Raw genomic sequence first — 11,552 nt, 5'->3', positions numbered from 1 at the left:
TTTCCATGACGCTCTCCTGGGCGACGGAAAATCTCCATCAGCCGCTGACCATCGATCTGCTGGCTGACCGTGCCTGCATGAGCCGTCGCAGCTTTACCCGCCGTTTTCAGCAGACCACGGGTGAGAGCTTTTCGCGCTGGCTGCTCGATCAGCGCATCATTGTGGCGCAGCGTTTTCTGGAGAAAACCGATCAGCCCATCGATCTGATTGCCAGCCAGGTCGGCTTTGCGTCGGCCACGTCATTACGCCGCCATTTTCTGAAATCCCTGAAAACCTCGCCATCGCGCTACCGCAAGGAGTTTCGCGGCGTCTGAGGTTAGTCCTGAGAACCGGCTTTCAGCAGCTTGCCGCTGCTGACGAAGGTGCCCGCGCCGAGGTGATGCAACGTGTTGCGNCGATAAACGCCTCTGCGTCGGCGGCAGCGGCCACCACTTCCCCAAACAGCGTGTCGTATTTTTCCTGCGCCGCGGTGGGCGGCAGCAAGCGACACTCCATCCACGCCAGGCATTTCTCTTCAATCAGCGGTAACCCCAGCACCGGGCCATTCACCACCGGAATACCGTAGCAGTTGAATTTGTCCTCATCGCGGCCGGTGACGCTGCCGACGGCATACGTCCAGTTCGTCGCTTCCACGCCAGGAATGACGATGCCAAAGCGTCCGCTGCGCTCGATAAGCTCCCGCGACCAGGTGGATTTATCCACCACGATGGCGATGCGCGGCGGCTCGAATTCCACCGGCATCGACCACGCCGCCGCCATCACGTTGCGGCGCTCGGTTTGATCGTCATAACTGGTGATGAGTATCGTCGGACCATGGTTGAGCAGACGGCTGGCATGGATTAACTCCACCGGGCGAAAACGGCTCATAGCGACTCCTCAAAAGCGGTAACGGTTTGTTTAGCATAGCATCGCCAGTCAACCGCACAAATTCACCGCTGGCAACGAAAAAATGCGTTATAAACAAGGGATACCGAGAGCAGGAGATCCTGATGAGTCCTTTTTTAACGGCGTATTTATCTCGTCTTGGCTGGACTGGCGAGACTGGTGTTACCCTTGAAACCCTGCAGGCGCTGCATTTAGCACACAACTGCACCATTCCTTTTGAAAATATTGATGTTCTGTTACCGCGTGAAATCCATCTTGATGACAGCGCGCTGGAGGACAAACTGGTCACCGCCGGCCGTGGCGGCTACTGCTTTGAGCAGAACGGGCTGTTTGAGCGCGCGCTGCGGGAGCTCGGCTTCAACGTACAAAGCCTGCTGGGCCGCGTTATTCTGGCGAATCCGCCCCAGATGCCGCCGCGCACGCACCGGCTGTTGCTGGTGGATCTCGGTGGCGAGCGCTGGATTGCCGATGTGGGTTTTGGCGGTCAGACGCTCACCGCGCCGATTCGCCTGCTGTCAGACGTTCCACAGCAGACGCCGCACGGCCTGTACCGCTTGCTGAACGAAGGGAATGACTGGACGCTGCAGGTCAGCCATCATGAGCACTGGCAGTCGATGTACCAGTTTGATCTGACGAAACCGTACTTTACCGATTACGTGATGGGTAATTTCTGGTCGGCGCACTGGCCACAGTCGCATTTCCGCCACCATTTGCTGATGAGCCGCCATCTGCCCGACGGCGGCAAGCTGACGCTGACGAATTTCAGCTTTACCCACTGGGGAAACAGCCACGTGCTGGAAAAAATCGAACTGCCTGACGTCGAGGCGCTGTATGACGTGATCCAGCAGCGTTTTGGCTTAGGGGTTGATAACCGCAAGCACGGTTTCAGCGTCACGGATCTGGGGGCGATTATGTCGGCGTTTGAAACACACCCGGAAGCGGGGAAATAGGATGGGAAGGGGGCTCGCCCCCTTGATTCAGCCAATCAGAACTTTCGCTCTGGCGCGAACAGACTCCAGCTCTTCCGGCGTTGCAGTTCCCTTTTTGCTGGCATTTCTGGCGCGCCAGTCGAGACTTTTGATTTGATCGGCCAGTGCAACATTGCGGCGAGAGCCGGAAATCAGCACTTCAAAGGGGTATCCTTTGATTTGGGTGGTGATGGGACAACAGAGCATTAACCCTGTTTTGCCGTTGTAAGCGGCGGGTGTAATAACCAGAGCAGGACGATAACCGGCCTGCTCATGGCCAGACTGCGGATCAAACTCAAGCCAGACGATATCTCCGGCTTGCGGAACATAGTCCATTACAGCATCTCCTTACCAACCGGTTCACCCGTGGTGATTTCGCTATGTAGATTGTCGTTGGTGATCCCTGCCAGCAGAGATTCCAGCGACGGTTCCTGTCGACGAACAGGGGATAATACAATACAGCCTTCTTCGTTAACGGCAATGTTGACCACATCGTCGACATGAAGTTCTGCTTCGCGCATGATGGCTACCGGGAGGCGGACCGATGGGCTATTACCCCATTTTTTTACGGCGACCTGAGACATAGATAACCTCCGATATGGATATACAATGTATATCCATTGTAGAACAACCGTAGAAATGTGTCAACAATGTATCGACATCAGAGGCGCTGACCGGGCAGGCGAACTGCCCGGCACAGCTTTTAGCGGCGCGATCTCACCACCTGGTAGCGGCGGGTGAAGTATTCCACCGGGGCGCTCCAGACGTGTACCAGTCGGGTGAAAGGGAACAGCAGGAAAATGGTCATGCCGAGCACCAGGTGGACGCGGAAGATCAACGCCACGCCATCGAGATAGTGCGACGGACTGCCCTGGAAGGTCACCACCGACTGCGCCCAGCCCACCAGTTTCAGCATTTCACTGCCGTCCGGGTACTGGGCGGAGAAAGGAATGGTGATCAGGCCGAGAATGCACTGCAGCAGAAGAATGCAGAGGATCAGGATATCTGCGGTGCTGGAATTCGCCCGAATACGCGGATTGGTCAGTCGACGAATCAGCAACCCGCCGCCGCCGACCAGCGTNGCCGAGGAGCATCGCCATCTGCTGTTTCACCGCCATTGGCAGGAACCAGGCGTACATCCAGTGCGGGGTCAGCATCCCGAACAGGTGCCCGAAGAAAATCCCCAGGATGCCGATGTGGAACAGATTCGACCACAGCACCATGCCGCGTTTGTCGAGCATCTGGCTGGACCCCGCGCGCCAGGTGTACTGGCCGTAGTCGTAGCGCAGCCAGCTACCGAGGATAAACACCGTCCCGCACAGGTACGGGTAAATATCGTAGAAAAAGACGTTGAGAAACGGGATCATGTCGGGCCTCCGGCACGGACATCCACGTACTGTGGCGCGGTGTCCTGGCTAAAGCGTCGTTGATAGTTTTGCAGCGGGGAACTGTCGCAGGCGGTGGCGTTATCTTCGATAAACTTCACCTGTTCCTCTTCCCATACCGCATCCAGCGCCTGACGGGTGTCGTCACGGGTTTCACCCGCCACCTGCTTAGTGACACTGTCACTTGTGAGTCTGCTGTCGGCCAGCGTCAGTAGCGCGTCGAACAACTGGTAATAGTCGCAGCCGCGTTGCTTCAGGCGACCGCCGATGAGCGCCAGAATCGGCGCGACGTTCTGCAGACCTTCGCGCGCCTCAGCGGGTGGCAGAATGCTCAGATACTCCAGATACAGCGGCAGATGGTCCGGCAGCTCGCGGCAGTTGAGCTGCAATCCCGCTTGCTCGTACTGCGCCAGCAGGTCAACCATCGCCTGACCGCGATCGCGTGATTCGGCATGTACATGCTCAAACAGCATCAGCGAGGTGGCGCGTCCGCGCTCGAAAATCTCACACCATTCGGCCTGTTTATCGAGCAGCGGGGCGTTGAGCATGGTCGTCACAAAGGGTGACAAGGCGGGGGCTTCGTCGGCCACCAGCGCAACGGCGTCGTCGCGGTTGTCCCACAAAAACGCGTCGGGATACTCCAGCAACATGCCGATGACTTTCAGGATCTGCATTATTCTCCCTCCCCATGCTCGCGCACTTCGGTGATGTTGATGGCGTCGCGCAAAAAGTGAAGCCGCAGCCGTTGCGTTCCGGGAAGGCGTCGCGCGCCATTTCGCGGTGGCTGGTGGGGATCACAAAGCGGTCTTCGTAGTTGGCGATGGCCAGATAGCGGTACATCTCTTCCACCTGTTCCACGCTGAGGCCGACTTCTTCAATGGCGCGGGTATCGGTGATGCCTTCGACAGTCTGCGCACGCTTGTAGTGGCGCATCGCCATCATCCGTTTCAGCGCACGCAGTACCGGGCCGGTATCGCCCGCGCTGAGCATGTTCGCCAGGTACTGTTTCGCCCGCCGGCAGCACGCCATCGGTTTTCGGCAGGCCACCGGCGTCCGCATAGGACTGGATCGGTGACAACGGCGGCACGTACCAGACCATCGGCAGCGTGCGATATTCCGGGTGCAGTGGCAGAGCGAGCTTCCAGTCCATCGCCATTTTGTAGACCGGTGACCGCTGGGCCGCGTCGATAACGTTCTGCGGAATACCCTGTTTCAGCGCTTCTTCAACTACCGCCGGATCGTTCGGGTTGAGGAACACGTCGCACTGGCGCTCGTAGAGATCGGTTTCATGCTCGGTGCTGGCGGCTTCTTCGATGCGGTCCGCATCGTACAGTAGCGCGCCGAGGTAACGGATGCGCCCGACGCAGGTTTCCGAGCAGACGGTCGGCTGACCGGACTCGATGCGCGGGTAACAGAAAATACACTTCTCTGATTTGCCGCTCTTCCAGTTGAAGTAGATTTTTTTGTACGGACNACACCCGCTGATGCACATGCGCCAGCCGCGGCATTTGTCCTGATCGATCAGCACAATGCCGTCCTCTTCGCGCTTGTAAATCGCGCCGCTCGGGCAGGTGGCGACGCAGCTCGGGTTGAGGCAGTGCTCGCACAGGCGCGGCAGGTACATCATGAAGGTGTTTTCGAACTGGCCGTACATCTCTTTTTGCATGGCATCGAAGTTGCGGTCGCGGGCGCGCTTTTCAAACTCGCCGCCGAGCAGTTCTTCCCAGTTCGGCCCCCATTCAATTTTGTCCATCCGTTTGCCGCTGATCAGCGATCGCGGGCGTGCCGTCGGCAGATGTTTGCCTTCCGGCGCGCGGTGCAGATCCTGATAGTCATAAGTGAATTTTCGCCAGCACGCCGACGCGCCCGCCGAGACGCGGCGTCAGCTTGCCGCTGATCCCGCGCACCCAGCCGCCTTGCCATTGTTCCTGATCTTCCCAGTTTTTCGGGTAGCCGATACCCGGTTTGGTCTCGACGTTGTTAAACCACGCGTATTCCATCCCTTCGCGACCGGTCCAGACGTTTTTACAGGTCACAGAGCAGGTGTGACAGCCAATGCATTTATCGAGGTTAAGTACCATTCCAACCTGTGAGCGTATTTTCATTTTTTCGCCTCCTGTACCTGATCCCGACCTTCGTCATCCAGCCAGTTAATGTTTTTCATTTTGCGGATCATGATGAACTCGTCGCGGTTGGAGCCGACGGTTCCGTAATAGTTAAAACCGTACGCCAGCTGCGCGTAGCCGCCGATCATGTGCGTTGGTTTCGGGCAGACGCGGGTGACGGAGTTGTGGATCCCGCCGCGCCGTCCGGTGACTTCCGAACCGGGGATGTTCATGATGCGTTCCTGCGCGTGGTACATCATGGTCATGCCGGGCGGCACGCGCTGACTAACCACCGCGCGGGCGGTGAGGGCGCCGTTGGCGTTGAAGGCTTCGATCCAGTCGTTATCTTCAATGCCCAGTTCGCGGGCGTCGGTTTCGCTGATCCAGACGATCGGCCCGCCGCGCGACAGGGTCAGCATCAGCAGGTTTTCGCTGTAGGTGGAGTGGATGCCCCATTTCTGATGCGGCGTCAGGAAGTTCAGCGCTTTTTCCGGGAACCCGTTAGGCGGGATGTCCTTCATGTGGCTGACGCTACGGGTATCAATCGGTGGACGATACGCCACCAGACTTTCACCGAACGCGCGCATCCACGGGTGATCCTGATAAAGCTGCTGGCGACCGGACAGGGTACGCCAGGGGATCAGCTCGTGAACGTTGGTATACCCGGCGTTATACGAGACGTGTTCGCTCTCAAGGCCGGACCAGGTGGGGCTGGAGATAATCTTGCGCGGCTGCGCCTGGATATCGCGGAAGCGGATTTTCTCATCTTCTTTGTTCAGCGCCAGGTGGGCATGCTCACGACCCGTAAACTGGGCGAGCGCTTCCCAGGCTTTCACCGCCACCTGACCGTTGGTTTCCGGGGCGAGGGCGAGGATCACTTCCGAGGCGTCAATGGCGGTTTCAATGCGCGGGCGGCCTTTCGCCGGACCGTCGGGCTTGACGTAGTTGAGCTTGCCGAGGAAGTCGATCTCCGTCTGCGTATTCCACGAAATCCCTTTGCCGCCGTTACCGAGCTTATCCATCAGCGGCCCGAGGCTGGTGAACCGGTCGTACACCGCCGGGTAGTCACGCTCCACCACGGTAATGTTTGGCGCGGTTTTGCCGGGGATCAGATCGCATTCGCCTTTGCGCCAGTCTTTAATCTCAAACGGCTGCGACAGCTCCGCCGGGGAGTCGTGCTGCAACGGCTGCAGCACCACGTCGGTCTCTTTGTCGAGATGACCCACGCACACCTGCGAGAAGGTTTTCGCGATGCCTTTGTAGATTTCCCAGTCGCTACGCGATTCCCATGCCGGGTCAACCGCCGCTGATAGCGGATGAATAAACGGATGCATATCCGAGGTGTTCATGTCGTCTTTTTCGTACCAGGTAGCGGTCGGCAGCACAATGTCTGAGAACAGACAGGTACTGGACATGCGGAAATCGAGGGTCACCAGCAGGTCGAGTTTGCCTTCGATCGCCGCCGTCTGCCATTCCACCTCTTCTGGTTTGACGTCATCCGTCGAACCCAGCTCTTCGCCCTGAATGCCGCTGTCGGTGCCGAGCAGGTACTTGAGCATGTACTCGTGGCCCTTGCCCGATGAGCCCAGCAGGTTAGAGCGCCAGACGAACAGGTTACGCGGGTGGTTTTTGCCGCTGTCCGGCTGCTCGCAGGCCATGCGGATCTCGCCGGATTTCAGCGCCTGCACGGTGTAATCCACCGGGGAAAGCCCGGCGGCGTCAGCCTGCGCTTTAATGGTCAGCGGATTGAGGTTGAGCTGCGGCGCGGACGGCAGCCAGCCCATGCGTTCGGCGCGAACATTGAAATCGATCAGGTGACCGGTGAACTTCGACGCGTCCGCCAGTGGGGAGAGCAGCTCCTGTGCGGTCAGCTTTTCATAGCGCCACTGGCTGGCGTGGTTGTAGTAGTACGAGGTGCNNGCGGCGGACGGTTCCAGTCCAGCGCGAACGCCAGCGGCAGCCAGCCAGTTTGCGGGCGCAGTTTTTCCTGACCGACATAATGCGCCCAGCCGCCGCCGCTTTGCCCGACGCAGCCGCAGAACACCAGCATGTTGATCATCCCGCGATAGTTCATGTCCATGTGATACCAGTGGTTAACGCCAGCACCGAGGATGATCATTGAACGACCGTGGGTTTTATGGGCGGTATCGGCAAATTCGCGGGCGATCTGCTCGATATGATGACGCGGCACGCCGGTAATTTGCTCCGCCCAGGCCGGGCTGTAGGCTTTGATGTCGCTGTACGCTTTCGCCGCCAGTGCATCGTTGAGACCGCGATCGAGGCCGTAATTCGCCAGCACCAGATCGTAAACGCTGACCACCAGACCGCGGCTGCCGTCGGCGAAATCGAGGTTTTTGGCCGGCAACTGGCGCACCAGGATCGGATCCTGCTTCACGCTGCGGAAATGCGGGTTTTCGTTGCCGCCGAAATAGGGGAACGCCACGCCAACCACCGTGTCCTGCTGACCGAGCAGCGACAGCTGCAGTTCGGTTTCGCTCCCGGCCGCCCGCGCTTCCAGGTTCCATTTCCCTTTTTCACCCCAGCGGAAACCAATCGATCCGTTGGGTGCCACCAGTTCCCCGGCGCTGTTATACGCCACGGTTTTCCACTCCGGGTTATTGCTTTCGCCAAGACCATCCACCAGATCCGAGGCGCGCAACATACGGCCTGCGGTGTAGCTGCCGTCATCGCGCGCGTCGAGCATCACCAGCATCGGCATATCGGTGTAGCGGCGACAGTAGTTGATGAAGTAATCGCTGGGATTATCGAGGTGGAACTCTTTGAGGATCACATGGCCCATCGCCATAGCCAGCGCGCTGTCGGTGCCCTGTTTCGGTGCCAGCCACTGGTCGCTCAGCTTGGCGACTTCCGAAAAGTCCGGCGTGATAGCGATGGTTTTGGTGCCTTTGTAGCGCACTTCTGTGAAGAAATGGGCGTCCGGCGTACGGGTCTGCGGCACGTTAGAGCCCCAGGCGATGATGTAGCTCGAGTTATACCAGTCAGCGGATTCCGGCACGTCTGTCTGCTCGCCCCAGGTCATTGGCGAGGCGGGGGGAAGATCGCAGTACCAGTCGTAGAAGCTGAGACAGGTGCCGCCGAGCAGCGACAGATAGCGGGTGCCTGCGGCATACGACACCATCGACATTGCCGGGATCGGCGAAAAGCCTGCGACGCGGTCCGGGCCGTAGTGTTTGATCGTCCAGACGTTGGCAGCGGCAATGAGCTGGTTCAGTTCATTCCAGTGAGAACGAACAAATCCGCCTTTACCCCGGGCGGATTTGTAGCTTTTGGTTTTCTGCGGATCCTGCATGATGGCGTCCCACGCCAGCACCGGATCGCTGTGTTGCGCCAGGGCTTCGCGCCACAGTTCGATCAGACGTTTGCGCACCAGTGGGTACTTGAGGCGGTTAGCGCTGTAGAGATACCACGAATAGCTTGCGCCACGCGGGCAGCCGCGCGGTTCATGATTGGGCAGATCCGGGCGGGTGCGCGGGTAGTCTGTCTGCTGGGTTTCCCAGGTCACCAGCCCGTTTTTGACATAGATCTTCCAGCTACAGGAACCGGTGCAGTTCACGCCATGCGTGGAACGGACGATTTTGTCGAACTGCCAGCGCTGGCGGTAGCTGTCCTCCCAGTCACGGTTGTTGGCATAGACCTGGCCGTGGCCATTGGCGAAACTGTCGCCTTTTTGCTTAAAGTAGCGAAAGCGATCCAGTAGTTTGCTCATGACATTTCTCCTGACGGGGCCAGGCGCACCCCGTGGTTACACTGCTTATCAGTATTCGAATTATTTGGCTGCTGACGCTTTACGGCGACCATAAACCAGCCAGGTCACCAGCACACAAACGATGTAAAACACCAGAAACACTTTCATTGCGCCGACCGGCGAACCGGTGAGGGTTAATGAGGTGCCAAAGGCTTTCGGAATAAAGAAGCCGCCCACGGCGCCAATCGCCGAGATAAAACCGAGCGCCGCGGCGGTATCGGTCACCGCTTCATGCTGCGCCTGCTCGTCGCTGCCGCCGCGCAGCTTGACTCTGTAGACCGTCAACNNTGAAAAGGGGAGCCACTGCCGAGACCGGCGGTCAGGAACAGCCCCATAAAGACGAGATAAAAGGCGATGAAATTACCCTGTGAGTTCGCACCGGGCAGCGTCAGGAACAGCAGGGCAGTGAACAGCGCCATAAAGACGAAGTTCACCAGCGTCACGCGCACGCCGCCAAGTTTGTCGGAGATCACACCACCGAAAGAACGCGCCAGTGCACCAATAAACGGGCCGAAGAAGGCGAGTTTAAGAATGTTGACGTCCGGAAACTGGGTCTTGGCGAGCATCGCAAAACCGGCTGAAAAACCGATAAACGAGCCGAACGTTGCCAGATAGAGCAGCGCCAGCAGCCACAAATGCAGGCGTTTCAACACCGGTAGCTGGTCCGCAATAGAAGCTTTTGAACTGGCGATATCGTTCATGCCGAACCAGGCGGCGATAGTGGCGAGCAGCAGCAATGGCGCCCAGACCCACGCAGCGTTGGTCAAGGCGAGAACAGAACCGTCCTCCTGCGGTACGCCATGCACGCCGAGAAAAGCAAATACAGGCAGAAAAATCACCACAGGGGCGACCATCTGCATCACGCTGACGCCGAGGTTACCGAGACCACCGTTGATGCCGAGTGCGCTGCCCTGTTTGGCTTTAGGAAAGAAGAAGCTGATATTGCCCATGCTGGAGGCGAAGTTAGCGCCGGCAAAACCGCACAGCAGCGCGATGATGATAAATACCTCGAAAGGGGTGGATGGGTTTTCAATCGCAATACCGAGCCAGACACACGGAATAATCAGGATAATAGTGCTTAATACTGTCCATTTTCGCCCGCCAAATATAGGCACCATAAAGGAGTAGGGCACGCGTAATATAGCGCCGGAGAGAGAAGGAAGGGCGGTTAATAAAAAGAGTTGATCGGTAGTGAAATTAAACCCGACTTTATTGAGATTAACGGCGACGGCGCTGAACAGCATCCACACGCAAAATGCCAGCAACAGGCAAGCCACTGAAATCCATAAATTTCTTCGTGCTATATGTTTCCCTTTATTTTCCCAGAATTCCGGGTTTTCGGGCTTCCAGCTATTTAAGAGATAATGATTATTCTTCTCATTTTGTTGCGACATAACGTCCTCACACACCAGCGATAATATGAAGGGAACAATCCCGGTTCTCTGCAGAGCCGCGTTTTTCAGGAATAGAAGAGTGGAGTTTGCAAAAAAGAATAGTTAAGAAAGCGCAGGGGTGAGAAATACGATGTGAAGTAAATGTATCTTATGTGTTACTAATTGTAACCTCCGGAGAGGTTACGGAAACAACTCGAGTGAAATAATATGCTGAATGTGACGCGTAAAGGCGGCATCATCGACCTCTTTCATGCCCAGCGCGTAGATCCCATCCAGACCACATACCACCGCAATCAGACGCCATGCTATGTTTTCCGCGCTGTCGCCGGAGGCAAACTCGCCCGCCAACACGCCCTGCTTAATGATGCTCACCGTTTCGTCGTGCCACATGGTCATGGTCAACAGATAAGCGCCTTTAATATCACTGTCGCTGTCGGCGAGCAGTTGCGCCTCCCGCCACAGGCGAATGTAAGGATCAAGCCGTCCGTCCTCACTGCACAGCATTGAGAACAGTTTTTCCCGCCAGCTGGCACCGTCTTCCACCAGCGTCATATCAAGCTGTTCACGGATCACGCGAATAAATGTCTGCGCTTTTAATTCCCCCGAAGAGGCGAAGTGATGATGTAACTGACCGGCAGCGACGCCGGCTTCGCTGGCGATGCGGCGAACGGTCATGGCGCTGAATCCCCCGGTTAACGCCACACGCATGGCGGCCAGCAGGATGGTTTCACGGCGGTCTTCACGGTTCAGATAGGTCATGATGTTCGGTCTTAAATGGGCGTTGAACGATAATAACAAAAAGTTGGACAACTGTTCAATTTTCCCTGAGAATCGCCATTCTGGACACGTGTCCAGAATTGGTTTCAGAAGGAAAAGAGTATGTTTCGTCAATGGCTAACGTTAATTGCCATCGTGCTGGTTTATATTCCTGTGGCGATTGATGCCACCGTGCTGCACGTGGCGGCACCGACGCTCAGTGTGTCACTGGGAGCCAGTGGCAATGAACTGCTGTGGATCATTGATATCTATTCACTGGTGATGGCCGGCAT

The 11,552-nt window shown here is 57.4% G+C and carries 6 protein-coding genes and 6 pseudogenes; 3 read left to right on the top strand and 9 right to left on the bottom strand.

Annotation, left to right across the window (positions count from 1 at the left end; all coding sequences use genetic code 11):
- Positions 1-314, top strand: a 314-nt coding sequence (locus GM30_RS13165; protein WP_155483977.1) for a helix-turn-helix domain-containing protein, incomplete at its 5' end; no start/stop codon positions are given.
- Between the two features lie 2 nt (positions 315-316).
- Here GM30_RS13165 and GM30_RS13160 read toward each other — a convergent pair.
- Positions 317-867, bottom strand: a pseudogene (locus GM30_RS13160) (flavin reductase family protein).
- A gap of 122 nt (positions 868-989) precedes the next feature.
- On the opposite strand from GM30_RS13160, the gene nhoA reads away from it, so the two are divergent.
- A complete protein-coding gene (gene nhoA, locus GM30_RS13155; RefSeq protein WP_049848981.1) occupies positions 990-1,835 on the top strand; it encodes an N-hydroxyarylamine O-acetyltransferase in 846 nt (281 codons plus the stop codon).
- Between the two features lie 27 nt (positions 1,836-1,862).
- Here the strand turns inward: nhoA and mazF are convergent, their stop codons facing one another.
- From mazF to GM30_RS13115, 8 genes and pseudogenes are all read right to left on the bottom strand, one after another.
- Positions 1,863-2,189, bottom strand: a complete 327-nt coding sequence (mazF, locus tag GM30_RS13150) for an endoribonuclease MazF (protein WP_049848980.1) — start codon at positions 2,187-2,189, stop codon at positions 1,863-1,865.
- Positions 2,189-2,437 carry an AbrB/MazE/SpoVT family DNA-binding domain-containing protein gene (locus GM30_RS13145; protein ID WP_049848979.1) on the bottom strand — a complete coding sequence of 83 codons (249 nt, stop codon included), beginning with the start codon at positions 2,435-2,437 and terminating at the stop codon, positions 2,189-2,191. The genes mazF and GM30_RS13145 overlap by 1 nt, the downstream gene beginning before the upstream one ends.
- A gap of 119 nt (positions 2,438-2,556) precedes the next feature.
- Positions 2,557-3,220, bottom strand: a pseudogene (gene narI, locus GM30_RS13140) (respiratory nitrate reductase subunit gamma).
- Positions 3,217-3,912, bottom strand: coding sequence for a nitrate reductase molybdenum cofactor assembly chaperone (narW, locus tag GM30_RS13135; protein WP_049848978.1), 696 nt, complete (start codon positions 3,910-3,912; stop codon positions 3,217-3,219). The pseudogene narI and the gene narW overlap by 4 nt, the downstream one beginning before the upstream one ends.
- Positions 3,912-5,343 (bottom strand): annotated as a pseudogene (gene narH / locus GM30_RS27245) (nitrate reductase subunit beta). Before narH ends, narW begins: the two are co-directional and overlap by 1 nt.
- Positions 5,340-9,070 (bottom strand): annotated as a pseudogene (locus tag GM30_RS13125) (nitrate reductase subunit alpha). Before GM30_RS13125 ends, narH begins: the two co-directional pseudogenes overlap by 4 nt.
- A 60-nt stretch (positions 9,071-9,130) precedes the next feature.
- Positions 9,131-10,503 (bottom strand): annotated as a pseudogene (gene narU / locus GM30_RS13120) (nitrate/nitrite transporter NarU).
- 180 nt (positions 10,504-10,683) lie between these two features.
- Positions 10,684-11,262, bottom strand: coding sequence for a TetR family transcriptional regulator (locus tag GM30_RS13115; protein WP_049848977.1), 579 nt, complete (start codon positions 11,260-11,262; stop codon positions 10,684-10,686).
- Positions 11,263-11,382: 120 nt separating this feature from the next.
- Here GM30_RS13115 and GM30_RS26180 point away from each other — a divergent pair.
- Positions 11,383-11,552: pseudogene (locus GM30_RS26180) on the top strand (MFS transporter); the annotation flags it as partial.

It is taken from the genome of Trabulsiella odontotermitis (assembly GCF_001188485.1).
Classification (GTDB): Bacteria; Pseudomonadota; Gammaproteobacteria; order Enterobacterales; family Enterobacteriaceae; genus Trabulsiella; species Trabulsiella odontotermitis_A.
Note: the sequence above shows the minus strand (reverse complement) of the source record. Positions and strands in the feature narration are given on the sequence as shown.

Excerpts from the sequence above, each read along its gene's own strand:
- nhoA (WP_049848981.1), top strand. The coding sequence starts at position 990 with ATGAGTCCTTTTTTAACGGCGTATTTATCTCGTCTTGGCTGGACTGGC.
- mazF (WP_049848980.1), bottom strand. The coding sequence starts at position 2,189 with ATGGACTATGTTCCGCAAGCCGGAGATATCGTCTGGCTTGAGTTTGAT.
- GM30_RS13145 (WP_049848979.1), bottom strand. The coding sequence starts at position 2,437 with ATGTCTCAGGTCGCCGTAAAAAAATGGGGTAATAGCCCATCGGTCCGC.
- narW (WP_049848978.1), bottom strand. The coding sequence starts at position 3,912 with ATGCAGATCCTGAAAGTCATCGGCATGTTGCTGGAGTATCCCGACGCG.
- GM30_RS13115 (WP_049848977.1), bottom strand. The coding sequence starts at position 11,262 with ATGACCTATCTGAACCGTGAAGACCGCCGTGAAACCATCCTGCTGGCC.